Origin of the sequence: Fictibacillus tiangongensis, from assembly GCF_048083785.1 — a bacterium.
GTDB lineage: Bacteria > Bacillota > Bacilli > Bacillales > Fictibacillaceae > Fictibacillus.
In genome coordinates this window covers 2,877,344-2,902,802 of record NZ_CP182294.1, presented here as the reverse complement: position 1 = coordinate 2,902,802, position 25,459 = coordinate 2,877,344, and the positions used below count along the sequence as shown (strand labels likewise).

The window sequence follows — 25,459 nt, the reverse complement described above, 5'->3', positions numbered from 1 at the left end:
AGGTGGTAAATCAATTGGGGACGCTCTTTTTTAATGGGAAGATCTATACGATGGTAAATGAAGATGAGCATATTGAAGCCGTTTACGTAGAGAATGGCAGAATTATTAAAACAGGGACGGAAGAAAACTTATTAAAAACATTTAATGAACGTATTACGAAAAAAGTTGATCTAAAAGGGTATGTAATGTATCCAGGTTTTGTAGATAGTCATCTGCACTTGATCGGTCATGGTGAAAAATTGATAAAGCTTGATCTTTCAGAAATGACTTCCGCTGAGGAGATGGAACGTGCTCTGCGAGAAAAAGCAGCTACACTTACATCCGATGAATGGTTGATCGGAGAAGGTTGGAACGAGAACAATTTTATCGACCGTAAGATTTTTCATAGGCAAGAACTTGATGATATTTCAGGAGGACGCCCTGTTCTTTTATCCAGAGTTTGTCGGCATGCATTTTTAGCGAACACGAAAGCATTAGCATTGGCAGGGATAACTAAGAATACGATAGATCCTCCTGGTGGAATTATCGTAAGAGATAATGATGGAGAAGCAACAGGGCTGTTACATGATAGTGCTGCAGAACTTGTAAAGAAAGTTGTGCCAGAAGCTTCACAGAACTATTTGAATACTGCCTTAAAGACCTCTATCAAACATTTACTTTCATTAGGATTAACAGGAGGTCATTCGGAAGACTTAAGCTATTACGGGTATGTAGAAAGACCGTTGAGTGCTTATCGATCTGTCATTGATGGAGAAGAGATTAAGTTTCGAGCTCATCTATTGGTGCATCATGAAGCCTTTGAAGATTTCAAGAATGTTAAAAAGGAATATGAGCTGCCTTTTGTAGAGTATGGAGCATTGAAAATATTTGCAGATGGAGCTTTTGGAGGCCGGACCGCTTGGCTATCTCAGCCTTATAACGATGCACCGGAAACCTCAGGTGTATCGATCCATGCAGATTCTGATCTTGCTAAACTTGTTCAAAAAGCTAGAGAGTATAATATGAATGTTGCTGTACATACGATTGGTGATAGGGCATTGAGACAAACGATTGAGGCCATAAAAAATAACCCTGCAAAGGAAGGCAGAGATCGCCTGATTCATGTCGGACTTGTAGATGATGAATTAATTGCTGACATGAAACAACTACCTATCATATTAGATATACAACCAGGATTTGTAGCATCAGATTTTCCTTGGTTAATCGAACGCCTTGGAACGGAACGGATTCCAAATGCTTTCCCTTTTAGACGTCTGCTGGATGAAAAGCTAATTTGTGCAGGTGGCTCAGATGCTCCTATTGAACCGGTGGATCCGCTTCTTGGCATATTTGCAGCCGTTACTCGAAGAAAACAAGGGGAGCGTCATGAAGGATATGTTCCAGAACAAAAATTAACAATGTTTGAAGCGATATCATTATATACTGTCGGAAGTGCTTCGGCCATCATGCAAGAGGATGTTAAAGGGTTCATTAAAGAAGGATATTTCGCTGACTTTACTGTATTAGATCAAGATCTATTTAAAGTTTCAGAAGATGAGATCTTAAAATCTAAGGTTGTACTTACAATTGTAGATGGTGATATTGTCTATGAGAACAAGGGTGAGTAGAGGGCGGAATCATGAACAAAGGAAAAACAGCTTGCAGAAAATGCAAGCTGTTTTATTTGGTTGTTATCTTCTACAAGAAACTTCTTTTTACTTTATGCCAAAATGAATTGTCTTTTAATTTTACAGTTTTGATTCTTTTATTTGTGAGCTCAAAATTCAAGGTTTCACAATGTTTAATACTCATCGCCTCATTGTCCATACCGATTATAGGATAATGACTGTTGTCATGCTTGATCTTTAATGTCATCTTACGATTATCACTTAGGATAAACGACGAACCTAAAGTGCGGTAGTGGTTGTTATTTAATGAAGCGAGCTCACTGATTTGATAGCAAGCTAGCATCGGGTCAACGACCGCTCCGTTAACTGACTTATTGTAAGCAGTACTCCCTGTAGGAGTCGAGATGATCATTCCGTCTCCACGGAAGGTTTCGAAATATAAATCATCAATGAAGACATCAATCTCAAGAGTTCGAATAATAGAAGAGCGAAGGGAACATTCGTTTAAGCAAAAAAATGACCCTTGTCCATCAATGTTTACCGATAGAGCAGGATATTTTCTAACTTCAACTTGTTCATTTTTCATCGCTTCAATCATACCTGCTTGATCATCAATATGAAAATCGCAATAAAATTCATTTTCGAGTGTACTGACACCCACATACAGACAATCATCCCTGAAGCCCGTTTTACGGACCGCTTGTAAGAAGGTGCCATCACCACCAATACTAGCTATGATGTTTGCTTCTTTCTCATCTTCAACTAGTTCAAAGCCCTCTGTTTTGGCCAATGAAAATAATGAGTTGATCTTCTCTAAAGTACGTTCTTCCTTTTTATAAAAGAAGAATATTTTATTACGAACAGCCATCATGCCTTCCTCCCTTACATTTCTCTGCTTTCCTATTCTGTTCTTAGTCATGCAATCGAATTCCTGATTCTATTGTAACAGACATCATAACGTTTAGATTGAATGACCTCTGTCCATAATGAAAAGATAACAGAAGGGGAGAGCATGTATGGTTTGGGTGACAATTATAATTGGTATCTTACTGCTTTTATTAATCGTGATAAGTTTTTCAACGATTCATATTTCTATTTATTTCGTTCATCGAAATGATAATAGTAACGTTCAAGTGAATTTTAAGATGTATCGATTCTTAAATTATAAATTAAATGTGCCGCTGATCATGGTTGATGCTCAAGATCATTCTGTAAAGATCAGAGAAGAAAAACAAACAACTCTTGGAAAGAAGAAGGAAAAGAAGAAGATTTCGTTCTCACAAATAAAAAAACAGATTCACTCATTTAAACAGATGCTAAAGCACATCAACCATTTTTACCAGATACTCGCCGCCTTTTTGAAGAAGATGAGAGTGAAAAAAGTAGAATGGCATAGTGCGATCGGACTTGGTGAAGCATCTTCCTCAGCTATAGCAGCTGGTACTGTTTGGGGTTTCAAAGGGATAGCGATACAGGTTTTGAATGCATTTTTTAAACTTGAAGAATCTCCGAATATATCCGTTGTTCCTGTTTTTCAGGGTATGCATAGTGAAACACGGTTTTCTTGTATGATTTCATTTAAAATCGGGCATGCTATTGTCGTTATGTTAAAAATCTTAAAGTCCTGGCGGATAGTAAGTCGTTCGACCAAGGTGAATTCTGAATATATGACTGGAGGCATGTAGAAAATGAGTGAACATCCAATCCAGGGTTTAATGAAAACCGCGATGGAAAACTTAAAAGAAATGATCGATGTAAATACGATTATTGGTGATCCTGTAGAGACACCGGACGGCAGTGTTATTCTAACGGTATCAAAAGTAGGATTTGGATTTGCAGCAGGTGGAAGTGAATTCGGTGGACAGGAAGAATCCCGTAATTCATCAACACAGCAAGGATCTTCTAGTCAGTCAAAAGAGATGCCTTTTGGTGGAGGAAGCGGAGGAGGAGTTTCGATTACTCCGATTGCATTCCTAGTTGTAAGTAATACTGGGATCAAGACGATCCACTTAGACAACAGCACGCACCTTTACGAAAGAATCTTAGATCTAGCACCTGGTGTGATTGATAAGCTGCAGCATCTCATGAACAAGAACAAGCATGATCACGGACCTTCAAGCACACAAACACATGAGTTTTAAAAAAGCTAACATCTCGTTAGCTTTTTTTTCTGGGTTGCTTTAAGATGAAAGGGAAAGTACATAATTTATATCTTAAAGGAGGAGTATGATCATGGCTGTAACATTTAAAGAAAAACCAGTCACATTACTAGGAAATGAAGTAAAAGTAGGGGACCAAGCTCCAGATTTTAAAGTGTTGGCAAACGACATGTCTGAAGTTAGTCTTGCAGATTCAAAAGGAAGTGTACGTTTGATCGCTGCTGTCCCTTCAGTTGACACAGGCGTATGTGATGCTGAAGTACGTCGTTTTAATGAAGAGGCGTCTAAGCTTGAAAACGTTAAAGTCTTAACGGTTTCAGTGGACTTGCCTTTTGCACAAAAAAGATGGTGTGCAGCAGCAGGTATCGAGAATGTTCAAACGCTATCTGATCACCGTGATCTTTCATTCGGTAAAGCTTATGGTGTTGCGATCGAGGAACTTCGTCTTCTAGCGCGCTCTGTATTTGTTATTGATAGCTCTGATAAAGTTACGTATGTAGAATACGTTGATGAAGTTACGAGCCATCCGAATTACGAAGCAGCAATCGAAGCAGCTAAAGCAGCAAAATAGACATTCAGACATCTCCGGTAAAGCTTTAAAATACCGGAGATTTTTTTGTTTTAAATATTGCTCACAACCACCATTCTGGTAATGGTAGAAGTTAATGATTGTATATACAGTACGTAGTTTGCTAAAATGTTTCCTGTGAAAACTTAGGAGGAAGCTATATATGAGTTCTTTTAAAGATGTAGAAAAGCTATTTGTTGTTCTCGACAACACTGCAACGGCGATTAAGGATAAACTTGAACTGCCTTATTTAGACGCTCTTGTAGAATCAGGAGAAAATCTTTTCTTTCAGGAGATCCCAAAAGAATACCCGAAAGAATTATCAACAGTATTAACAGATGAATACAAAAAAGTGAATGTTACAGAATTCGGTAAAGAAGAAACGCGTAAAGCATTTCAGTTAGCTGTACTAAAAGGAATGAAAGAAGCTGTTCAGCCACATCATGCGATGACGCCAGATGCGGTTGCCCTTTTTGCAGGATACCTCGTACAAAAATTCATGAAAAAATCCGAAAACCTTACATTGTTAGATCCTGTAGTCGGTTCAGGAAACTTGCTAACAGCTGTTATGAATCAGCTGAAGGAAAAAGAGTGTGTTTCATTTGGAGTAGAAGTGGACGAAACTCTTTTACGTTTAGCGTGGGTCAATGCAAATATCCAAAAACATAAAATAGAGCTTTTTCATCAAGATGTGATCAAACCACTCTATGCAGATCCTGTTGATGTGGTTGTAGCCGATCTTCCTGTAGGATATTATCCAGATGATGAAGCAGCTAAAGCCTTCAAAGTTTATGAAAAAGAAGGACACACTTATGCTCATCACTTAATCATTGAGCAGGCTGTTCATCATTTGAAAGAAACAGGCATTGGGATATTTATCGTGCCGAACAACCTCTTTGAAAGTGAACAAGCGGACTTGTTCAAGAATTGGATGAAGGAAACAGTAACCGTCCTAGGTCTACTTCAGTTACCTGAATCCTTATTTAAGTCAGCTGTTCATGCCAAGAGTATCCTCATTCTTCAAAAGAATGGTGAAGGCGCAATAAAGCCTAAACAAGCGATGCTAGCTCAGCTTCCATCTTTCTCTAATAAAAATGGGTTAGGAAATGTAATGGAACAGATTAATGAGTGGTTTAAAACAGAGTGGGAACGTGAAAAATAACAGCGTGGGTCTATCCTATGCTGTTTTTTTATGCAATTGCAAACGGATTCAAGTCTGAATTGCATGAATATAAGGTGTAAGCGTTTTACAACCTTGATATTAATAAAGGTCAATGTTTAAATAAGGAAGGATTAAGTTTCAAGTGAGATGGTAGTTGGAGTCTCATCCTACTATTTCATTGAATATGAAGGAGATGGCTATTTTGGCTAAAATTATTGCAATTAACGCCGGAAGCTCGTCCTTAAAATTTCAGTTGCTTCAAATGCCTCAAGAAGAAGTACTGACTAAAGGACTTGTTGAACGTATCGGATTAAATGATTCAGTTTTCACGATCGAAGTGGATGGTGAAAAAGTAAAAGAAATTAAAGATATCCAAGATCATTCAGAAGCAGTATCAATGCTTTTAGATAAATTAGTAAAACATAACATCATTTCTTCTCTAGATGAGATCGAAGGAATTGGTCATCGTGTTGTGCATGGTGGAGAAAAGTTTAACGACTCTGTTTTAATCACAGATGAGATTCTTCATGAAATTGAAGAGATCTCTTATCTTGCACCACTGCATAACCCAGCCAACGTTGTTGGAATTAAAGCCTTCAAAAATGTACTCCCTAACGTACCTGCAGTTGCTGTTTTTGATACGGCTTTTCATCAGTCCATGCCTGAAAAATCATTCTTATACAGCCTTCCATATGAGTATTATGAAGACTACGGTATTCGTAAATACGGATTCCATGGAACAAGTCATAAGTATGTTTCTGAGAGAGCAGCTGAGCTTCTTGGACGTCCGGTTGAACAACTTCGTCTTTTATCATGCCACTTAGGTAACGGTGCAAGTATTGCTGCCATTGAAGGTGGAAAATCGATTGATACATCTATGGGCTTCACACCTTTAGCAGGAGTTACAATGGGAACTCGTTCTGGTAACATTGACCCTTCATTGATTCCTTACATCATGCAAAAAACAGGTCAAAGTGCTGAAGAAGTAATCAATGTCTTGAACAATAAGAGTGGAATGCTTGGTGTTTCTGGATTCTCCTCCGACCTTCGAGATATTGAAAGTGAAGCAGAAAAAGGAAACGAACGTGCTGAACTTGCATTAGAAGTATTTGCTAGCCGTATCCATAAATATATTGGGTCTTATGCAGCGAGAATGGCTGGTATTGATGCGATCATCTTTACTGCAGGTATCGGTGAGAACAGTACTGCTGTACGTGAGCGTGTACTTCGTGGTTTAGAGTTCATGGGTGTATATTGGGATCCTGCTCTTAACCAAGTTCGTGGTAAAGAGGCATTCATCAGCTATCCTCACTCCCCTGTAAAAGTTATCGTAATTCCTACAAATGAAGAAGTAATGATCGCGCGTGATACAATGCGCTATGCGATGTAGTTAAAGAGACAGTCTTTTCCTTTTGGAAAGGCTGTTTTTTTGTGTTTAGAAATGCACTTTGAAGGAGGAATATGGAGTTGTTTAGCGTAAACCATCTAATGAGCTTAAAAAAAAGTGTTCATCTTTTACAAGAGGGAGGCAAAAAATGTACATAAAGAAACAATTGCTATACTTGAACAATCAAAATGTTAGAGCTGTCGTTCGGAATTATGAACAAAAAGATTTTGCTGAACTCCTTTCCATTCAAAAAGAAAGTTTCCCTTCTCCATTTCCCCCAGAATTATTATGGAACGAAAAACAGTTACATAACCATATCTCGCTCTTTCCGGATGGAGCTCTATGTGTAGAGATCAATGGAGTCCTTGCTGGATCGGTAACAAGTTTACTCGTGGATTATGACTTGGAACATCCGCAGCATACGTGGGAAGAGATAACGGGAAATGGTTATATCTCCAATCATGATCAAAATGGAAATACACTGTATGTTGTTGATATTTGCATAAGACCATCACACCGTAAATTAAATTTAGGCAAGCTTCTTATGCAATCACTGTATGAAACTGTCGTTCACCTTAAATTACAGAGATTATTAGGCGGAGGCAGGATGCCGGGTTATTCGAAGCATTCACATGTTCTTTCTCCTCAAGATTATACTGACAAAGTGATTAGTGGCGAATTATATGATCCGGTCATATCGTTTCTTTTGAGATGTGGAAGAAATCCGCTGATGCTTATCCCGAATTATATTGAGGACGAAGAATCATCTAACTATGCTTTGTTGATGGAATGGAGAAATCCCTTTCTATAAGGTTGCTCATTCGGTGTTTTTTTTACTTTAAGAGTGATTTATACTACACTATTTAAAAGGTTTAAGGAGGTTGCTTATGGCATTAACAGCGCGTGAGGATCAGATCTGGCAAGAGATCAAAGCTTGGGAAGAAGATTTTTTTACATATGAACCAACAGATTTTGGCCGAACTTATGAAAAATGGGCTACAAGGCAGATGGACCTCCTCCCAGAAGAGGTGCAAGAGACAGTCGGGGAATATGTGGATTCTGCATTATTTCATATTCATGCTCTTATACAAAATTCCCAATTCCAATTGGATACTAAACAACGGTTATTGTCTGAAGCAAGAGTCTTTAGAGACGATATCTATGAAATTGAAGATCTGAAAAAGTGTTCGATCGATCAGTTATCTTATATGGCAGATCAGCAGATCGCAAGGAACAGGCTCTTGTCCTTTTCACAAGGAGGGCTTGCAGGCACTGGAGGACTTCTCTTTTTAGGAACAGACCTGCCTGCAATGGTTGCTCTTGGAATACGTTCCGTGCAATCTATCGCGATGCACTATGGCTATGATATCCAAAGACCTGCAGAAATGATGCGTTCTTTAAAAGTTTATCATGCAGCGACGATGCCGAAGCGTTTTCAACAAGAAAAGTGGGACGAGCTGATGGTCGAGATCAGAGAGGAAGAAGATCCAATTTTTTATGCGGGAAAAGATGTGATCGCAGATGTGTCCTGGATGTCACATCCGATACAACAAGCTATGAAGATGATGGCGATTCTTCTTCTTCGGAAGAAGCTAACACAAGGGTTGCCGATTTTCGGAATGGCACTTGGCGCATTCATGAACTATCAACAGTCGAGAAAAATCACAGAGATTGCACACAAGTTTTATCAAAAAAGATATCTCTTTGAAAAATTTTAAGAAACAGGTGTTGCTTCCATGAGTGTAAAAGAACATAAAGCTTTAGCACCACGAGTGGTTAGATGCATGATCGTAACCGTTAGTGATACGCGTAATGAAGAAACAGATAAAAGCGGAAAATTAATCCATACTTTTTTAGAGGAAAAGGATCATAAAATTGCTGCATACAAAATTGTTAAAGATGAGATGAGTTCCATTCAAGATGCTGCGGAATATGGTATACAGAATGAAGAGATTGATGTTGTCCTTTTTAATGGAGGAACAGGAATCGCTACAAGAGATGTAACAATTGAGGCATTAACGCCATTATTTGATAAAGAAATCTCTGGATTTGGTGAACTTTTTCGCATGTTAAGCTATACAGACGATATTGGCTCTGGTGCGATGCTGAGTAGGGCTATAGCGGGAGTTAAAGATAGGACAGCGATATTCGCACTCCCTGGTTCATCAGGTGCTGTAAAACTTGGCATGGAGAAATTAATCATACCCGAGCTGTCACATGTTGTTCAACAGCTGAATAAATAAGATGTTTTTTAAAGAAAATACTCCAAAATAAAGAGGATGCAAATGCATCCTCTTTATTTTTATGTGAAGACTCCTAATATCGGAAGAAACCTAATTTAATTATGAAACTTTGAAGTAATACTCTGATTTAATCTGTACCATAGCCAAAGATCGTTGATGACAGAAGCGAGGCTCGCGATTTTATTGTTCAAATCGCATGACACCTCAAAATGTTCTTCGGTTGAAAGTTGGTCTTGCAACTCGTTAATTATCTCTTCGATCTCTCCGATTCGATCAGGAATTCTTCCTCTGATCTTTTCCCATTGCAACATTATCGCTTCTTGAGTCGCCGTATCATACTTTTCCCACGATTTATTTAGATGTGGAACAAAGATTCCGAGTCTTTCATCCCAAACAAAGTCATTCTGCAATTGAAATCACCTCTATTTCTATTGTACAAAACGGGGGAGTGGGATGGTAGATAAAAGTTCGATGTTATTTTTATTCATTTTAAAGAATAACCTTGCAATTCTGTTAGTGTTTTTGTTATAGTATGAACTATCATAAATGGTATTTTTATAAACAAAAATGTATAAAAATAAGTAAATATTCATTTTTGGCTATAACAAAAGGAGAGATTTCATATGGGGAAAAAGGTAGTTTTAGCTTATTCTGGAGGATTAGATACGTCTGTTGCGATTCCTTGGCTAGCTGATAAGGGATACGAAGTTATTGCATTATGCTTGGATGTAGGTGAAGGCAAGGATCTTCCTTTTATACAATCAAAGGCGTTATCAATCGGAGCATCTGAATCGATCGTACTTGATGTTCAAAAGGAATACGCTGATGAATATGCATTAGTAGCTCTACAATCACATGCATTGTATGAAGGGAAATATCCACTCATCTCTGCATTAAGCAGACCGTTGATCGCGAAAAAGTTAGTAGAAACTGCTAAAAAATATGGAGCTACAGCCGTTGCTCATGGCTGCACAGGAAAAGGGAACGATCAAGTTCGTTTTGAAGTTTCTGTTTCTGCACTCGCTCCTGAGCTTGAAGTTCTTGCGCCAGTTCGTGAATGGAGCTGGTCTCGTGAAGAAGAGATTCAGTATGCAAAAGAACATGACATTCCTGTTCCGATCAAAAAGGAAAATCCGTTCTCTATCGATCAAAATTTATGGGGAAGAAGCAATGAGTGTGGAATCTTGGAAGATCCTTGGGCTGCACCACCAGAAGAAGCATATGAAATGACGGTTGCTCTCGAACATACACCAGATGAGCCACAGATTGTTGAGATCGGATTTGAACAAGGTGTTCCGGTATCACTGAACGGTCAGCATGTTACGTTAGATGTTCTGATTAATCAGTTGAACGATTGGGGGGGCGCGCATGGTGTTGGACGAATCGACCATGTTGAAAATAGATTAGTAGGAATCAAATCTCGTGAAGTTTACGAATGTCCAGCCGCAACAACGCTTATTAAAGCACATAAAGAACTTGAGGATCTTACATTAGTTAAAGAAGTCGCTCACTTTAAACCAATCATTGAAAAGAAGATGACTGAACTGATCTATGAAGGTTTATGGTTCTCACCGTTACATGCATCATTAAAAGCTTTCTTGGACGAAACACAAAAACATGTAACAGGCACAGTTCGTGTTAAATTCTTTAAAGGGCATGCGATCGTCGAAGGAAGAAAGTCACCTTATTCTCTTTATGACGAAAAATTAGCGACTTATACATCAGACGATGCTTTTGATCATACAGCTGCAAAAGGTTTTATCTCTTTATGGGGACTTCCTACAAAAGTTAGCAGCATGGTTCAGAAAAATGAGGTGAAAGTGTGAAGAAGTTATGGGGAGGGCGTTTCTCAAAACAGCCTGAAGAATGGGTAGATGAGTTTGGAGCATCCATCTCTTTTGATCAGCAGTTGGCTAGTCAAGACATTAAAGGAAGTTTGGCTCATGCTAAGATGTTGTTTCAGTGTAAGATTATTGACGAGAGTGCTTACGAAAATATAAAGAATGGTTTGCTTTCTCTTCAATCAGATGTTGAAGAAGAGGAGCTTACGTATTCTGTTAAATACGAAGACATTCATTTGAACCTTGAAAAATTATTAACAGACAAAATTGGACCGGATGGCGGAAAACTTCATACGGCAAGAAGTCGAAATGATCAAGTGGCAACCGATTTTCATCTTTATGTAAAAGAAGAAACGTTATTGATCATTGCTCATATTGAAGAATTACAAAAATCACTTTTGCATCTTGCAGAAGAGCATGTAGAAACGATCATCCCTGGGTATACACATCTTCAGCGTGCCCAGCCCGTTTCGTTCGCTCATCATCTGTTGGCGTATTTTTGGATGCTTGATCGTGATAAAGGAAGACTTCAAGATAGTCTAAAGCGCAGTGATATTATGCCTCTTGGTGCTGGAGCACTGGCGGGAACGACGTTTGAAATCGATCGAAACATCACGATGAACGAGCTTGGATTCAGAGACAAGTATCTCAATAGCCTGGATGCTGTAAGTGATCGAGATTTTGCGATCGAATGCTGCAGCAATGCTTCTATGATCATGATGCATCTTTCTCGTTTTTGCGAAGAACTGATCCTTTGGTCATCAGAAGAGTTCGGATTCATTGAGATCAGTGACAGCTTCACTACAGGCAGCTCCATGATGCCGCAAAAAAAGAACCCTGATATGGCTGAATTGATTCGAGGAAAAAGCGGGAGAGTATATGGTTCGTTGATATCCCTTCTTACATTGATGAAGGGATTGCCACTTGCCTACAACAAAGACATGCAAGAAGACAAAGAACCTGTTTTTGATACGGTAAAAACCGTTAAAGGATGCTTAAGTATCATGACAGGTATGATGAACGAAGTGATAATTCATGTGGATAAGATGAATAAAGCAGTGCATCAAGACTTTTCTAATGCTACAGAGCTGGCAGATTACCTAGCGAAAAAAGGAATTCCCTTCCGAGAAGCACATGAATTAGTTGGTGATATGGTCCTTCAATGTATTCAAAAAGAGTGCTATCTTCTTGATGTGACATTGGAAGAGTACCAAGAATGGTGCCCACTCGTAGAGAATGATCTGTTTGAGGCTCTATCTCCAAAAACAGCAGTAGAACGACGAAATTCTGAAGGTGGAACTGGTTTTGAGGCCGTTCGCCAACAGATTGATGCAGCACAGTTAAAAATGGCCGTTTCCAATAATTAGCTCAAATGAACTTTCCTTGTAAGACAAAAACTATGGTTAAAGTCTTGCGTTTTAAGGAGGAAAGTTAAGATGGAAAATGAAAAACGTCCTAATCAACAGCTTGAATATGATGCTGAAGGTGAGATGACTGTTCATCAGCAGATAACAGAATCTTATCAAAGCGGAATCGTTGATAAAGTAGATCAAAGGCAGCAAAGAACAAAACTTGATGAAGAAGAAAGTCTTTCATAACACAAGATTAAGGCAGCTCTATTACAGAGGCTGCCTTTTTTGTTCAAAAAACAGTTATTACAATTGCGAACAAGCAGAATTTTTCATAAAACCAAAAATGAGAATGTTCTTTTTCCTTTTAGGGCACCTTAAAGCTGTCTTGACTTTATAAATATTCTAAGAAGATTCAACTTTTTATTTTAAGTTTTTGGTGGTATGTTAACATAGAATAAAGAAAATATTTCCATGTGAATTAAGGGAGGGTACAACATGAAAATAGGAGTACCGACTGAGATAAAAAATAATGAAAATCGAGTAGCGATGACACCGGCGGGCGTATTGAATCTTGTGGCATCAGGTCATGAAGTATTTATCCAAAAAGGTGCTGGTATCGGTTCAGGATTTACAGATGAAGAATACGAAAGTGCTGGTGGTGTTATCGTAGAAACACCGACTCAAGCATGGTCGATGGATATGGTCATGAAAGTAAAAGAACCGCTTCCTGAGGAGTACTGTTTTTTCAGAGAAGGTCTAATTCTCTTCACTTATTTACATCTTGCGCCTGAGCCAGAACTTACTAAAGCATTAACAGATAATAAAGTAGTTGGCATTGCGTACGAGACGGTTCAATTGCCGAATGGTACACTCCCTCTCCTTACACCGATGAGTGAAGTGGCAGGAAGAATGGCGGCGCAGATAGGTGCTCAATTCTTAGAAAAACCAAAAGGTGGGCTAGGTATCCTCTTAAGTGGAATACCTGGAGTAAGACGTGGAAAAGTAACGGTAATCGGAGGCGGAGTAGTCGGGACGAATGCTGCTAAGATCGCTATGGGACTTGGAGCGGATGTTACAATCATTGATTTGAACCCCGAACGACTTCGTCAGCTTGATGATATTTTCGGTGTTGAGATCAACACGCTCATATCGAATCCACTCAATATAGCTCTTGCGGTTCAAGAATCAGCATTGGTTATTGGAGCTGTGTTAATTCCGGGAGCTAGAGCACCTAAGCTTGTGACCGAAGAGATGATTAAAGGCATGCAGCCAGGTTCTGTCATCGTGGATGTTGCTATCGATCAGGGTGGAATCTTTGAAACGGTCGACCGCATCACGACACATGATAATCCGACGTATGAAAAGCATGGCGTTCTTCATTATGCAGTGGCTAACATGCCAGGCGCTGTTCCGAGAACTTCAACGATCGGTTTGACTAACGTTACGGTGCCTTATGCTCTTCAAATCGCAAACAAAGGTTATGTTCAAGCGTGTTTAGATAATGAAGCTTTACTAAAAGGAATCAATACATTAGATGGGTTCGTAACATACAAAGCGGTTGCTGAATCGCATCAACTTGATTATAAAGATGCTGTATCCATTCTAAAATCAAACAAATAAAACCATAAAGAAAAAGTTCGCATTCCTTTTCTCTGGAATCGGACTTTTTTTCTGTTCTATAATAGGGTATGTACATGAGTAGTGTATTTCAGCGTTAAAATTGAGGAGGGAGCTTGCAATTATGAAAGTCACATACCACGGACATTCTGTACTTGAAATTCAAACCGAGCAACATTCTATTTGGATCGACCCTTTTATTAACGGAAATGGACAAGCTAAGATTGATGTTAAGGACGTAAAAGCAGATGTGATTCTCTTAACACACGGTCATAACGATCACGTAGGTGACACGGTTGAGATCGCAAAAGCGAATAACAGCTTGGTCGTTGCGCCATTTGAACTTGCTGAGTACTTACAAACACTCGGTGTAGAGGCACATCCTATGCATATAGGAGGAAGCCGGACATTTGATTTTGGAAAAGTAAAATTCACTCAAGCTTTTCATGGATCAAGTTATTCACAAGAAGATGGTACTGTCGTATATACGGGAATGCCAGCGGGAATTTTATTCTCACATGATGGGAAAACGCTATACCATGCAGGAGATACAGCTCTATTCTCAGATATGAAATTAATTGGAGAGTTTGCAAAACCAGATATTGCTTTCTTGCCTATAGGTGATAACTTTACAATGGGACCTGAGGATGCATTAATCGCAGCAGAGTGGATTGGTGCTAAAGTTACCGTGCCAATCCATTACAATACGTTTCCTGTGATTGAACAGGATCCTGAAACCTCATTCACATCTAAACTCGGAAACAAAGGAAAAGTGCTAATAAGCGGTGAAAGCATAAGTGTATAATGATTCTAACCTCCCTTTCTATGCATATTGATGATAGTAAGGGAGGTTGTGTTTTTTATGAGACAAGAAAAAATGGCAAAAGTGTTAATGTTGTTGGTGCTTTTCTATGTAGCGATACCTGTCTTATCGTTTGACGGTTCTTTGCTGCAACAACTTTTCTCGGCAGCATGGATGGGATTTGCGGGTATGCTTTTAGTTAGCCTTTTGTTTAAGAAAGATACACCAGAGAAAAGAGCTGTTAAAAAGCAAATTGAGACTTCAGATTCAAAAATGAAAAAAAGGATACACATGGAAAGTTGAGTTTCTGTTCTAATGCCTGTATAATCTGTATTAGTCAAAGTGATAAAACAGATAGATACAGGTAGAAGGAACGGTGAATGTAATGCTAACCAAGCATGAACAAATATTACAGCATATTTTGGACCTTGATGTCGGATCAAAAATCTCCGTTCGCCAAATAGCAAAAGATCTGACCGTTAGTGAAGGAACTGCTTATCGAGCGATAAAAGAGGCGGAAAATCAAGGAATCGTGAGCACGATAGAACGTGTGGGTACGATACGTATTGAAAGACAAGCAAAGAGTAATATTGAAAAGTTAACGTTTGCAGAAGTTGTAAATATTGTTGAAGGACAAGTACTTGGCGGGCGCGCTGGTCTTCATAAAACACTGCACAAATTTGTGATCGGAGCCATGAAACTTGAAGCGATGATGCGCTACGTTGATGCAGGTAGTTTATTGATCGTAGGTAACCGTGTGAACGCTCATGAACTTGGACTTAAAGCAGGAAGTGCAATCTTAGTTACAGGTGGCTTTGATACAGAGGAAGAAGTGAAACGACTCGCAGATGATCTTGAGCTTCCAGTTATCTCTACGAGCTATGATACCTTTACTGTTGCGACTATGATTAATAAAGCCATCCATGATCGTTTGATCAAGAAAGATATCGTTTTAGCATCTGATATTTTAATTCCGATCGATGAGACGCATTATCTTTATCAACATGATAAAGTGCAGCGTTGGCACGAGTTGAATCAACAAACTATGCATAGCCGTTATCCGGTTGTAGATCAAGGTAATCGCGTAACGGGAGTAGTTACTTCTAAAGATATTATAGGGGTACCTGTTTCCATGCAAGTAGAAAAAGTAATGACTCGTGCACCTTTAACCGTTACGGAAAAAACATCTGTTGCTGCTTGTGCTCATATGATGATCTGGGAAGGGATCGAACTCCTTCCTGTTATCGGAACTTCTCACAAACTGATCGGAATTTTAACAAGACAAGATGTATTAAAAGCGATGCAGATGATGCAAAAGCAGCCTCAAGTAGGTGCTACTTTTGATGATCTTATTACGACAGAATTAAAAGAGCAAAAAGTAGATAATGAGATCTCGTACCTATGCAGGATTACACCTCAGATGACCAATCACCTTGGAACTGTTTCATACGGCGTTTTAATGACGATCGTGACGGAAACCGCGAGAAAAGCACTGAGAAAGATTAAAAAAGGCGATCTCGTTGTGGAGAATGTTACGTTTTATTATATTAAGCCCGTACAGATTGATAGTGATATTGAACTGATCCCGCGAGTGCTGGAAGTGAGCCGGAAATTTGGGAAAGTAGATGTTGAGATCCATCATGATGGAAAGATTGTAGGAAAAGCTATGATGATGGCACAGCTTCTTGATCATCGTTCATAAAAAAAGTCCCTGGTTCAGGGACTTTTTATCCATACGTAATTAATTTTTCTGTGCTTCTTCACGTGCAAGTGTAAGGAAATGCTTGTACATTTTATAATTCATGATTAATAGTACAATTCCATAGATTAAGAAAATAAGTGCTACCCAAAGCTGAACACGTCCTTCAACAGCAGTGAGTTCGTTCAGACCGAAAGAAGCTAAGAATGAACCGAGTGCCATTTTTGCTTTTGTGCCTGTCCACCGCTTTAAGAACGGTTCTTTTGCGCGCACTTCAGAGACTTTATAGAACACATAAAGAGAAAAAGAAAGTATAATTAGGATAATAAAAATAGGCATTGAAAATTCCCCCACGTATTTACTCCACTATATTGTAAACGTTTAAAACCATAATTGCCACAACGACATCTAAAAGGAGTCTGCTATGAAAGAACAAATCTTACAAAGAATCAAACAGTATGAAAAGATAATTATTCATCGACATGTCAGACCAGACCCGGATGCGCTTGGATCACAAGGTGGGCTTTCTGCGATCATCAAAGCAAGTTACCCTCAAAAAGAAGTGTATGTTGTAGGAGAAGAGGAAGCGGGCCTCACATTTCTAAACACAATGGATGTTATAGAAGATGGTTTTTATAAAGGGGCTTTGGTCATTATTTGCGATACTGCAAACTCACCTCGAATCAGTGATCACCGCTATTCACTAGGAGATTACGTTATTAAGATCGATCATCATCCAAATGAAGATCCTTATGGAGATTTGATTTGGGTGGATACGGAAGCAAGTTCTACATCAGAGATGATCATGGATCTTTACCTCTATGGATCAACGTCTGGATTAAAACTTGATGAACATGCAGCAAGACTTATCTATGCTGGTATTATTGGTGACACTGGTCGCTTTTTATTTTCAAACACGACTCAAAAAACACACCATTATACAGCAGCGTTATTAGAGACAGGATTCTCACCCTCAGAAATTCACGAAAATTTATATAAGATATCTGAAAAACTCGTTCGTTTAAACGGTTATGTTCTTCAAAATTTTTCGATTGTAGACAATTGTGTAGGGTATATCCATTTAAAAAAAGATACGTTGAAAGAGTTTGGTACAACACCCGGTGAAGCATCCCTTTTAGTAAATTCTTTTTCACATGTTGAAGGCTTGTTGGCGTGGGTGTTTTTTGTGGATGAACCAGATCAGATCAGAGTTAGATTGCGGTCGAAAGGTCCAGTTGTTAATAAGATTGCAGCTAAATTCAACGGCGGAGGGCATCCGAGAGCATCAGGAGCAACAGTATATACAGAAGACGAAACGATGTCTGTACTAGCTGAACTTCGGAACCTTTGTAAAGAATATAAATCCAAATAAAAAAGGCCTCATCGGGGGGCCTTTTTATGCTTTAGCATGATATATTTAGTTAGCTTTTTCAGGGATAAACCAAGAGCCAACATCTGTTACATCTTCATGCACTTTTAAGTTTAATTTTGCAAGCTCTCTCTTGATTAGGTCTGCTACTTCTTTTGTTTCTGCAAAAGCAGAAAAGCCATTCTGTAATTCCTTTACCTTTTCACGGGCAAGTTCTTTTCGATTAATAATCATGTAGTTTCCCCCCAATAATCACTCTTGAAATATTCTTTACACATATTCTATACAATTGAAGGAGGGATTGCTATTTCTTTGCCCAAAGATTCATAAAAACGTAATAATTCGACCATTATTTATGCATAATCATTCACTGATTTTTGCTGAGATATAGATTCGAAGAACACCCGTGTATAAATACAAATGATCGATCTTAACTTCATAGGCTTGATCATCGTCATCGAGTCGGTACGTTTTATTTTCAATCGCTTGTACGAGTAAGGAATGGCTTTTTGCAAGTGTTTCTGTATCTTCTCCTATAAGGTGCTCTAGGTCGTCTTCAACTGCTTTTGCCAAGTGCAGCCTAGTTAAATTTGATAACTTTGAAGAATCTTGGTTTGAAAATCTTGCATTCACTTCATGTAGTTTAAACTTCTTTGCAAGTTCTTTGTTTGCTTTTTCATCATCCGAAGTTAAGATCTCGTTCTTTTTCTCTAGATCATTAATTTTAACTCGTTGCTTTTCAATTTTAACAATCAATCGTTCATGAGCTAAGCCGCCTTGTATTAAAAAAAAAGCCCAGCCGATAATAAATCCGATCGCTATCCCAGCAAAAAAACGCTGGTAGCCTTTTCGTTGATATAGCGGGGGGATCCTCATCAGTTGATGTTCTCCTGGCTGAGCCATTGAATCAATTGCATAGCAGAATTAGCACCTGCAATCGCTACGAAAATATATGTTAATTGTTTGAAAATCTCTATAGTAGCGCCGTTTTCAAAACTTCGCTCAAAGTTCGTGATCGTATCGAACGTTCCACCAATAGCAGCGACGATTGCCCATATTTTAAGTCTTTTCGCAAGTTCCATCATTTCATAGATAGGTGCTTTACCTACAAGAAAAGCGGCAAGCCCGCCGATTAACGCTCCGCCCAATAATACACCGAAAGCTATAGCAAAATCTAATATGATATTCGCAAAAAATTCACGTACCATGAGACAACCTCCCCTCTTAATCAATGTATGGGAAGTAGATGAAGTGTATGCTAATTTGAGAGAAAATGAATAATCGCTCGTTATTCATAACTGTTTCATTAACACATGCGAACTTCTGTACTATAATGGAATGCAAACAGGTGCGTAAAGGAAGTGATGGTATGGGATTTGTCCCACTGCATATACATAGTGAATACTCGCTTCTTGAAAGCTCTTGTCGAATCGAAGAGCTTGTTCAATATGCAAAAGAGCTTGGATATACCTCGTTAGCGTTAACCGATAAATCCAATATGTATGGTGCATTAAAATTTTATACAACCTGTGTAAAAGCTGGCATCAAACCTATCATTGGATTAGAAGCAGAAGTTGGAAGAAATCAAACAGATACAAAAGAGAAGATAAGTTCACACCATAAACTTCTTTTATATGCCATGAACATAGAAGGCTATGAAAATCTATTAAGACTTACAACGCTTATGCAGACAAAGCTGGACGGTGAAGTGACACCTCTTTCTTATGAAGAAATCTCAAATCATGCTGAAGGCCTTATTGCTGTTTCATCAGGAATAGAAGGTGAGGTTCAGCAGTATCTTGCTCGTGAAAACCTTGACGATCAAACATTAGATCGAATACTTCAATTCTATAAATCGTGCTTCAAAGACCGCTTTTACCTTGGAATAGAAGATCATGATACAGGTATAGAAAAAACAATAAATCTCCAATTGCACGACCTTTCAAGGAAATATCTCATCCCTCTCGTCTGTATGCATGAAACGTATTATATGAAAAGAGAGGATGCAGACGCGCATGATATCCTGCTTTGCATCAAACAAGGCGAGAAGAAAAACAATCGTGATCGATTTAAACTGCAGACCGATGAGTTTTATTTTAAATCCCCAACAGAAATAGAACGCCAATTTTCCCATGCTGAAGAGGCGCTGGATACAACGTCCAAACTGGCAGAAAGATGTTCGCTCGAGCTCGATCTTGGTAACATCGCTTTGCCCAAATACCCTGTTCCGGACAATAAGAACAGCTATGAATATTTAACAGAGTTGTGCAATAAAGGACTTTTGAATCGGTACGAAACGATAACACCTGAAATCAAAGATCGATTAACATACGAACTCAATATTATTAAAAGCATGAACTTTGAAGATTATTTCTTGATTGTTTGGGATTTTATGAAATTTGCACACGACGAAAAGATGATCACAGGACCAGGAAGAGGTTCGGCAGCAGGTTCATTAGTCGCTTACGTCCTTAAGATCACCAATGTTGATCCTATTCATCATCAACTGATCTTCGAGCGCTTCCTAAACCCTGAACGGATCACGATGCCGGATATTGATATCGACTTTCCTGATAATCGTCGTGATGAAGTACTAAGTTATGTTGCGCGTAAATATGGAACAGATTATGTTGCACAGATCATTACCTTTGGAACATTAGCTGCAAGAGCAGCGATAAGGGATGCGGGCAGAGTAATGGATTTTGCTCCAGCACTTATTGACCTTACCGCAAAGAATATTCCATCTAGACCAGGAATAACGTTGGAAAATGCGTTGAAAGAATCAGCGGGCTTGCAACAGGCGTATAAGAATGAACCTGATGTGAGAAAGCTGGTTGAGATCGCAATGACACTTGAAGGTTTACCGAGGCACGCTTCAACCCATGCCGCGGGGGTAGTCTTGTCAGGAGCGCCACTTGTTCAAAAAGTACCTTTACAAACCGGTCATGACGGTATACCTCTTACACAATATAGTATGGAATGGCTTGAAGCTGCAGGACTGTTGAAGATGGACTTTTTGGGCTTGCGAAATTTATCGCTCATTGAAAACATATTATGGGCGATCGAAGAAAATGAAAATGTGAAGATTAGTCTGAATGATATTCCATTCAACGACGCTAAAACATTTGAGCTTCTTGCAAAAGGTGATACTACTGGGGTGTTTCAGCTTGAATCTGACGGAATGAGAAAAGTTCTTCAGCAGCTTAAACCGACGGAGTTCGAAGATATCGTAGCGGTGAATGCTCTCTATCGGCCGGGTCCGATGCAGAATATACCCGACTATATAGCAGGCAAACATCGTCTGAAGACTGTGCAATACATGCACCCTGATCTTGAGCCGATTTTACAATCAACATATGGTGTTATCGTTTATCAAGAACAGATAATGCAGATTGCAACCAAAGCAGCTGGTTTCACACTAGGAGAGGCAGATTTGCTAAGGAGGGCAGTCGGCAAGAAGAAAAGGGATATTCTTCTGCGTGAGAGACAACACTTTGTTGCAGGGTGTCTAGAGCAAGGTTATGATGAAAAATCTGCAGATGCACTGTACGACTTGATCGTACGTTTTGCTGATTATGGATTTCCTAGGAGCCATGCTGTTGCATACAGTGTGATCGCTTATCAACTTGCCTTTTTAAAGGCGAATTATCCAGCCTACTTTATGGCTGCTCTGCTTTCAAGCGTTATCGGGAATCATGATAAAGTGAATCAATATATTAAAGAATCCGAGCAAAGAGGAATTCCTGTTCTACCACCATCTATAAAAAAAGGCAGCGAAATTTTTATTTCGAACGGATCTACTATCACATTTGGTCTGTTGGCAATAAAAAACGTTGGGTACAATGCAATTAGGATGTTGATGACTGAGAACCACAAAGAAACGTTTCATGATCTGTTCGATATCTGTTCACGATGTCCTCAGAAAGTTGTGAATAAACGTACACTCGAATCATTAATTTTTGCAGGAGCTTTGGATGAATTGGGGCAAGATAGAGCAGTGTTGCTAGCTTCATTAGAAACTGCGATTGAATATGGTGAAGAGTTTCAGGAGATCTCACGAAAGAATCAGATGTATCTTTTTGATGATGATATTAATCTGCCTAAACCTTCCTATGTTTCTGTTCAATCTTTTCAAGAAAGCGAAAAACTTAAGTTTGAAAAAGAAGCTTTAGGCTTTTTCTTTTCTTCACATCCGCTGCAAAGATATCGAACGACCTTAAGCAGCTGGAAAGCGGTTAACATCAATGAGTTAGAAGAAAAAAAATCATCCGTTCGTCTAGGCGTTCTAGTGGACAAAGTACGAGCGATTAAAACCAAAAAAGGAGAACTCATGGCCTTCCTGACGATCAGTGATGAAAGTGGAGAGATAGAGGCCGTGGCATTTCCGAAAGTATATGAAGCGTACCATTCTCTTCTTCAGAAAGGACAACAATTGTTAATAGAAGGAAGTGTGGAGCACCGTAACGAATCACTCCAGATTCTTGTGAACAAATGCAGACTGCTCGAAGATCTAAAGTCAAATGAGCAGCCGACCCTGTTTATTAAAATTGATAAAGAGCATCAATCGTCTCAGCATCTGAATGCGATGAAGTCCATTCTCGACGAATCAAAAGGTTCTACATCTGTTGTTTTGATCTATGAAGAGAATAGACAAAAGGTCCAGATTTCACAAAAAGTAAATGTTTCAGAAAACTTGTTATTAGAATTGCAATCTGTTATTGGTGAGGGTAATGTCGTATTTAGAAGAAATTAAAAAACTTTACAGCTTGTTAACTTTTGTTATAATGGATGAGTCAATATTAGTGGTCTGACCACCTCCTAATTGGCTTATCAACCTTAAATTTAAAATCATTAGGAGATGAAAAAATGTCTACATTAAGAGAAGAAGCACTACACATGCACCGCACACATCAAGGGAAATTAGAATCAAAATCAAAGGTACCTGTACGTAACGCGAAAGATTTAAGCTTAGCGTATTCTCCAGGTGTGGCAGAGCCGTGTAAAGATATTTATGATGACAAAACGAAAGTCTATGACTATACGATGAAGGGTAACACAGTAGCTGTTGTTTCTGATGGAACAGCAGTATTAGGTCTCGGAAATATTGGGCCTGAAGCTGCACTTCCTGTAATGGAAGGAAAAGCAGTACTATTTAAGAGTTTTGCTGGCGTTGATGCGTTCCCGATCTGCTTGAATACGACAGATGTGGACAAGATCGTTGAAACGGTGAAATTGCTTGAACCTACATTCGGCGGTGTGAACCTAGAAGATATTGCAGCACCAAATTGTTTCGTAGTCGAAGAGCGATTAAAGAAAGAAACGAATATTCCAATCTTCCATGATGATCAGCATGGTACAGCTATTGTGACGCTAGCGGGTCTCGTAAATGCGCTTAAATTAACAGGACGTGAAATGTCTAAGATTAAGGTAGTTGTTAACGGAGCTGGAGCAGCTGGAATCGCAATTATTAAATTGCTAGATCGTTTTGGTGTGAAAGATATCATCATGTGCGACACAAAAGGTGCGATCTATGAAGGTCGTCCGTTCGGAATGAACTCTGTAAAAAAAGAAGTTGCAAACTTTACGAACCGTACGAAACAAGAAGGAACACTTGCTGATGTTATTAGTGGTTCAGATGTTTTTGTAGGTGTTTCAGTAGAAGGTGCATTAACAAAGGCAATGGTTGAGTCGATGAATCCTGAACCGATTATCTTTGCTATGGCTAACCCGAACCCTGAGATCATGCCTCATGAAGCGCGTGAAGCAGGTGCGATGGTCATTGGAACAGGACGATCTGATTTTCCTAACCAAGTAAATAACGTGTTAGCGTTTCCAGGTATATTCCGCGGTGCTCTTGATGTTCGTGCAACACACATCAATGAGGAAATGAAGATCGCAGCGGTACATGCGATCGCAAATCTGGTGAACCCAGTTGAATTGACGGCGGATTATGTAATTCCAGCACCATTCGATCCGCGTGTAGCACCTGCTGTTGCTGCAGCTGTAGCTACTGCGGCTATGGAAACAGGAGTAGCAAGACTTCGTGTGAATCCTGAAGACATCGCTGAAAAGACTAAGAAACTAGCTATTATCGGAAAAGATGAATGAAACCGGTAGAGGAGAGAGGAATGTCTGTCCAGCCTACCGAAAAAGTATATATAGAAATTCTTAAACAGATTAAAGCGATTATCGTTGAGGACGGTCTTCAAGTGGGTGACAAGCTCCCATCTGAAAGGGAGCTGAGTGACCGCCTGAAGGCTGGAAGATCATCTGTTCGCGAAGCACTGCGATCTTTAGAACTTTTAGGTCTGATTGAGACAAGAAGAGGCGAAGGGACCTTTATTCGTGAAGCAACCGGACATCGGCTCGTTGAAGTGCTAGCTTCGTTCATCTTAAATGATAATAAAGCTAGACACGATCTTCAGGAAACAAGACATATTGTTATTAAAGACTGTGTGGAGCTTGCTGTACGCAGAGCTGAATCTGCCACTATCTCTAAACTGACAAATCTTATTGAACAGATGGATACGAACGAACAAGAGCAAGTTCATAGAGCTTGCAAACAATTTGAAAAAATTGTGATCCAAGCATGCGGCAATCATCTTCTTTATCGTTTATATGTAGAACTAACGGGTTATGGGTCTTCATTGCAACGAGCAAATTCGCACTGGTCACGAGCATTTTGTGAGGAAGTTCTGACACTTCTTCAATCAAAAGATGCTGTGAAGCTGACGAGTTTGTTATCAAAACAAAACGATGCTCTAAACGCAATCGAATAGGTGGTGTTATTCATTTATGATTAAAGGATTGTTTGTAAAAAAGAAAAAATATGCCACGATACCAACTGGTAAAGTTAAACAAGACGTTCCAGAAGGAATTATGAGTAAATGTCCAGAATGCAAGCACATCATGGTAACAAAAGAGTTAAGAAAAAATTTGCTTGTATGTCAAGGCTGTCAATATCATTATCCAATGTCATCACAAGAACGAATAGCGGCTCTGATTGATGAAGGAACCTTTACAGAATATGATGCAGACATGATCTCTGGAAATCCTTTAGAGTTTCCAGATTATGTTGAAAAACTTGAAGGTGACCGAAAGAAAACAAAGATTAATGAAGCCGTTGTTACAGGTGCCGGTCAGATTGATGGCCGTGATGTAACATTAGCGGTTATGGATTCTCGCTTTAGAATGGGTAGCATGGGTTCTGTTGTAGGTGAGAAGATCACACGTGCGATCGAGCACTCGATCGATCAAGAAACACCGTTTATCATCTTTACAGCATCTGGCGGAGCTAGAATGCAAGAAGGCGTATTAAGTTTGATGCAGATGGCTAAAACGAGTGTAGCTCTTAAACGCTTGAGTGACAAAGGCTTATTGTTTATCTCTATCATGACACACCCGACAACAGGTGGCGTTTCCGCAAGTTTCGCATCAGTGGGTGATTACAATTTTGCCGAACCTAAGGCTTTGATCGGGTTTGCTGGCAGAAGAATCATAGAACAAACGATTCGCCAGGAATTACCGGATGATTTTCAGACAGCAGAGTTTCTATTAAAACATGGGCAGTTAGATAGAGTCATCCATAGAAGTGAAATGAAGAAAACATTGAGTACGTTAGTAAAGATTCATACAGAAGGGAGGGTGTAAAGC

General features: G+C 39.2%; 27 protein-coding genes. 21 read left to right on the top strand and 6 right to left on the bottom strand.

The features are described 5' to 3' along the window. The first annotated feature begins 14 nt into the window (after positions 1-14). Complete coding sequence (locus tag ACNJYY_RS15520; protein ID WP_416729175.1) at positions 15-1,607, top strand: amidohydrolase; 1,593 nt, start codon at positions 15-17, stop codon at positions 1,605-1,607. 70 nt (positions 1,608-1,677) lie between these two features. On the opposite strand, the gene ACNJYY_RS15515 is transcribed toward ACNJYY_RS15520, so the two are convergent. Then, positions 1,678-2,478 (bottom strand): NAD kinase, encoded by an 801-nt coding sequence (locus ACNJYY_RS15515; RefSeq protein ID WP_416731891.1) that lies wholly within the window; start codon positions 2,476-2,478, stop codon positions 1,678-1,680. A gap of 145 nt (positions 2,479-2,623) precedes the next feature. Between ACNJYY_RS15515 and ACNJYY_RS15510 the strand changes: the two genes are divergently transcribed. From ACNJYY_RS15510 to ACNJYY_RS15475, 8 genes are all read left to right on the top strand, one after another. Beyond that, positions 2,624-3,292: a DUF2953 domain-containing protein gene (locus ACNJYY_RS15510; RefSeq protein ID WP_416729174.1), complete on the top strand. Its 669-nt coding sequence runs from the start codon at positions 2,624-2,626 to the stop codon at positions 3,290-3,292. A gap of 3 nt (positions 3,293-3,295) precedes the next feature. Further along, positions 3,296-3,748 carry a GerW family sporulation protein gene (ytfJ, locus tag ACNJYY_RS15505; protein ID WP_137788650.1) on the top strand — a complete coding sequence of 151 codons (453 nt, stop codon included), beginning with the start codon at positions 3,296-3,298 and terminating at the stop codon, positions 3,746-3,748. Positions 3,749-3,836: 88 nt separating this feature from the next. Next, complete coding sequence (gene tpx / locus ACNJYY_RS15500) at positions 3,837-4,337, top strand: thiol peroxidase (RefSeq protein ID WP_416731890.1); 501 nt, start codon at positions 3,837-3,839, stop codon at positions 4,335-4,337. Positions 4,338-4,497: 160 nt separating this feature from the next. Further along, positions 4,498-5,496 carry a class I SAM-dependent methyltransferase gene (locus ACNJYY_RS15495; protein WP_416729173.1) on the top strand — a complete coding sequence of 333 codons (999 nt, stop codon included), beginning with the start codon at positions 4,498-4,500 and terminating at the stop codon, positions 5,494-5,496. Between the two features lie 202 nt (positions 5,497-5,698). Continuing rightward, entirely contained in the window at positions 5,699-6,886 is a 1,188-nt protein-coding gene (locus tag ACNJYY_RS15490) for an acetate kinase (protein ID WP_416729172.1), read from the top strand. 145 nt (positions 6,887-7,031) lie between these two features. Further along, positions 7,032-7,694: a GNAT family N-acetyltransferase gene (locus ACNJYY_RS15485; RefSeq protein WP_416729171.1), complete on the top strand. Its 663-nt coding sequence runs from the start codon at positions 7,032-7,034 to the stop codon at positions 7,692-7,694. A gap of 76 nt (positions 7,695-7,770) precedes the next feature. Further along, complete coding sequence (locus ACNJYY_RS15480) at positions 7,771-8,601, top strand: EcsC family protein (protein WP_416729170.1); 831 nt, start codon at positions 7,771-7,773, stop codon at positions 8,599-8,601. Between the two features lie 18 nt (positions 8,602-8,619). Further along, positions 8,620-9,126: a MogA/MoaB family molybdenum cofactor biosynthesis protein gene (locus tag ACNJYY_RS15475; protein ID WP_416729169.1), complete on the top strand. Its 507-nt coding sequence runs from the start codon at positions 8,620-8,622 to the stop codon at positions 9,124-9,126. A gap of 95 nt (positions 9,127-9,221) precedes the next feature. On the opposite strand, the gene ACNJYY_RS15470 is transcribed toward ACNJYY_RS15475, so the two are convergent. Next, complete coding sequence (locus ACNJYY_RS15470) at positions 9,222-9,536, bottom strand: hypothetical protein (RefSeq protein ID WP_416729168.1); 315 nt, start codon at positions 9,534-9,536, stop codon at positions 9,222-9,224. A 213-nt stretch (positions 9,537-9,749) separates the two neighbouring features. On the opposite strand from ACNJYY_RS15470, the gene ACNJYY_RS15465 reads away from it, so the two are divergent. The 7 genes from ACNJYY_RS15465 to ACNJYY_RS15435 all read left to right on the top strand — a co-directional run bounded on the left by ACNJYY_RS15465 (position 9,750) and on the right by ACNJYY_RS15435 (position 16,440). After that, entirely contained in the window at positions 9,750-10,952 is a 1,203-nt protein-coding gene (locus ACNJYY_RS15465) for an argininosuccinate synthase (protein WP_416729167.1), read from the top strand. Next, entirely contained in the window at positions 10,949-12,334 is a 1,386-nt protein-coding gene (gene argH / locus ACNJYY_RS15460; RefSeq protein ID WP_416729166.1) for an argininosuccinate lyase, read from the top strand. Before ACNJYY_RS15465 ends, argH begins: the two co-directional genes overlap by 4 nt. Positions 12,335-12,403: 69 nt before the next feature. Next, on the top strand, positions 12,404-12,565 hold the full coding sequence (locus ACNJYY_RS15455) for a hypothetical protein (RefSeq protein WP_416729165.1): 162 nt from the start codon (positions 12,404-12,406) through the stop codon (positions 12,563-12,565). Between the two features lie 249 nt (positions 12,566-12,814). Further along, complete coding sequence (gene ald / locus ACNJYY_RS15450; protein WP_191751938.1) at positions 12,815-13,939, top strand: alanine dehydrogenase; 1,125 nt, start codon at positions 12,815-12,817, stop codon at positions 13,937-13,939. Between the two features lie 121 nt (positions 13,940-14,060). Next, positions 14,061-14,741, top strand: coding sequence for a metal-dependent hydrolase (locus ACNJYY_RS15445; protein WP_416729164.1), 681 nt, complete (start codon positions 14,061-14,063; stop codon positions 14,739-14,741). Positions 14,742-14,798: 57 nt separating this feature from the next. After that, entirely contained in the window at positions 14,799-15,041 is a 243-nt protein-coding gene (locus ACNJYY_RS15440; RefSeq protein ID WP_416729163.1) for a hypothetical protein, read from the top strand. 82 nt (positions 15,042-15,123) lie between these two features. Next, positions 15,124-16,440, top strand: a complete 1,317-nt coding sequence (locus ACNJYY_RS15435) for a DRTGG domain-containing protein (RefSeq protein ID WP_416731889.1) — start codon at positions 15,124-15,126, stop codon at positions 16,438-16,440. Between the two features lie 39 nt (positions 16,441-16,479). Here the strand turns inward: ACNJYY_RS15435 and ACNJYY_RS15430 are convergent, their stop codons facing one another. Further along, positions 16,480-16,776 (bottom strand): YtpI family protein, encoded by a 297-nt coding sequence (locus ACNJYY_RS15430; RefSeq protein ID WP_416729162.1) that lies wholly within the window; start codon positions 16,774-16,776, stop codon positions 16,480-16,482. An 85-nt stretch (positions 16,777-16,861) separates the two neighbouring features. Between ACNJYY_RS15430 and ACNJYY_RS15425 the strand changes: the two genes are divergently transcribed. Continuing rightward, complete coding sequence (locus ACNJYY_RS15425; RefSeq protein ID WP_416729161.1) at positions 16,862-17,809, top strand: DHH family phosphoesterase; 948 nt, start codon at positions 16,862-16,864, stop codon at positions 17,807-17,809. A 45-nt stretch (positions 17,810-17,854) separates the two neighbouring features. On the opposite strand, the gene ACNJYY_RS15420 is transcribed toward ACNJYY_RS15425, so the two are convergent. From ACNJYY_RS15420 to ACNJYY_RS15410, 3 genes are all read right to left on the bottom strand, one after another. Next, positions 17,855-18,040 (bottom strand): hypothetical protein, encoded by a 186-nt coding sequence (locus ACNJYY_RS15420; RefSeq protein WP_066396796.1) that lies wholly within the window; start codon positions 18,038-18,040, stop codon positions 17,855-17,857. Positions 18,041-18,169: 129 nt separating this feature from the next. After that, the gene (ytrI, locus tag ACNJYY_RS15415) at positions 18,170-18,682 is read right to left on the bottom strand and encodes a sporulation membrane protein YtrI (protein ID WP_416729160.1); all 513 of its coding nucleotides are present in this window, start codon (positions 18,680-18,682) and stop codon (positions 18,170-18,172) included. Continuing rightward, positions 18,682-19,014, bottom strand: a complete 333-nt coding sequence (locus ACNJYY_RS15410; RefSeq protein ID WP_197131579.1) for a YtrH family sporulation protein — start codon at positions 19,012-19,014, stop codon at positions 18,682-18,684. Before ACNJYY_RS15410 ends, ytrI begins: the two co-directional genes overlap by 1 nt. Positions 19,015-19,175: 161 nt before the next feature. On the opposite strand from ACNJYY_RS15410, the gene dnaE reads away from it, so the two are divergent. The 4 genes from dnaE (at position 19,176) to accD (ending at position 25,456) form a co-directional block, all read left to right on the top strand. After that, positions 19,176-22,559, top strand: coding sequence for a DNA polymerase III subunit alpha (gene dnaE / locus ACNJYY_RS15405; RefSeq protein WP_416729159.1), 3,384 nt, complete (start codon positions 19,176-19,178; stop codon positions 22,557-22,559). Positions 22,560-22,672: 113 nt separating this feature from the next. Then, a complete protein-coding gene (locus tag ACNJYY_RS15400) occupies positions 22,673-23,914 on the top strand; it encodes an NAD(P)-dependent malic enzyme (RefSeq protein WP_137788666.1) in 1,242 nt (413 codons plus the stop codon). A gap of 20 nt (positions 23,915-23,934) precedes the next feature. Next, positions 23,935-24,585 carry a FadR/GntR family transcriptional regulator gene (locus tag ACNJYY_RS15395; protein ID WP_416729158.1) on the top strand — a complete coding sequence of 217 codons (651 nt, stop codon included), beginning with the start codon at positions 23,935-23,937 and terminating at the stop codon, positions 24,583-24,585. Between the two features lie 16 nt (positions 24,586-24,601). Beyond that, on the top strand, positions 24,602-25,456 hold the full coding sequence (gene accD, locus ACNJYY_RS15390) for an acetyl-CoA carboxylase, carboxyltransferase subunit beta (RefSeq protein WP_416729157.1): 855 nt from the start codon (positions 24,602-24,604) through the stop codon (positions 25,454-25,456). Positions 25,457-25,459 lie beyond the last annotated feature (3 nt).

Bases quoted from the DNA above. Each gene is read 5' to 3' on its own strand.
- ACNJYY_RS15515 (WP_416731891.1), bottom strand. From the start codon at position 2,478: ATGATGGCTGTTCGTAATAAAATATTCTTCTTTTATAAAAAGGAAGAA.
- ACNJYY_RS15510 (WP_416729174.1), top strand. From the start codon at position 2,624: ATGGTTTGGGTGACAATTATAATTGGTATCTTACTGCTTTTATTAATC.
- ytfJ (WP_137788650.1), top strand. From the start codon at position 3,296: ATGAGTGAACATCCAATCCAGGGTTTAATGAAAACCGCGATGGAAAAC.
- ACNJYY_RS15495 (WP_416729173.1), top strand. From the start codon at position 4,498: ATGAGTTCTTTTAAAGATGTAGAAAAGCTATTTGTTGTTCTCGACAAC.
- ACNJYY_RS15485 (WP_416729171.1), top strand. From the start codon at position 7,032: ATGTACATAAAGAAACAATTGCTATACTTGAACAATCAAAATGTTAGA.
- ACNJYY_RS15480 (WP_416729170.1), top strand. From the start codon at position 7,771: ATGGCATTAACAGCGCGTGAGGATCAGATCTGGCAAGAGATCAAAGCT.
- ACNJYY_RS15475 (WP_416729169.1), top strand. From the start codon at position 8,620: ATGAGTGTAAAAGAACATAAAGCTTTAGCACCACGAGTGGTTAGATGC.
- ACNJYY_RS15465 (WP_416729167.1), top strand. From the start codon at position 9,750: ATGGGGAAAAAGGTAGTTTTAGCTTATTCTGGAGGATTAGATACGTCT.
- ACNJYY_RS15455 (WP_416729165.1), top strand. From the start codon at position 12,404: ATGGAAAATGAAAAACGTCCTAATCAACAGCTTGAATATGATGCTGAA.
- ald (WP_191751938.1), top strand. From the start codon at position 12,815: ATGAAAATAGGAGTACCGACTGAGATAAAAAATAATGAAAATCGAGTA.
- ACNJYY_RS15445 (WP_416729164.1), top strand. From the start codon at position 14,061: ATGAAAGTCACATACCACGGACATTCTGTACTTGAAATTCAAACCGAG.
- ACNJYY_RS15440 (WP_416729163.1), top strand. From the start codon at position 14,799: ATGAGACAAGAAAAAATGGCAAAAGTGTTAATGTTGTTGGTGCTTTTC.
- ACNJYY_RS15435 (WP_416731889.1), top strand. From the start codon at position 15,124: ATGCTAACCAAGCATGAACAAATATTACAGCATATTTTGGACCTTGAT.
- ACNJYY_RS15430 (WP_416729162.1), bottom strand. From the start codon at position 16,776: ATGCCTATTTTTATTATCCTAATTATACTTTCTTTTTCTCTTTATGTG.
- ACNJYY_RS15425 (WP_416729161.1), top strand. From the start codon at position 16,862: ATGAAAGAACAAATCTTACAAAGAATCAAACAGTATGAAAAGATAATT.
- ACNJYY_RS15420 (WP_066396796.1), bottom strand. From the start codon at position 18,040: ATGATTATTAATCGAAAAGAACTTGCCCGTGAAAAGGTAAAGGAATTA.
- ytrI (WP_416729160.1), bottom strand. From the start codon at position 18,682: ATGAGGATCCCCCCGCTATATCAACGAAAAGGCTACCAGCGTTTTTTT.
- ACNJYY_RS15410 (WP_197131579.1), bottom strand. From the start codon at position 19,014: ATGGTACGTGAATTTTTTGCGAATATCATATTAGATTTTGCTATAGCT.
- dnaE (WP_416729159.1), top strand. From the start codon at position 19,176: ATGGGATTTGTCCCACTGCATATACATAGTGAATACTCGCTTCTTGAA.
- ACNJYY_RS15400 (WP_137788666.1), top strand. From the start codon at position 22,673: ATGTCTACATTAAGAGAAGAAGCACTACACATGCACCGCACACATCAA.
- ACNJYY_RS15395 (WP_416729158.1), top strand. From the start codon at position 23,935: ATGTCTGTCCAGCCTACCGAAAAAGTATATATAGAAATTCTTAAACAG.
- accD (WP_416729157.1), top strand. From the start codon at position 24,602: ATGATTAAAGGATTGTTTGTAAAAAAGAAAAAATATGCCACGATACCA.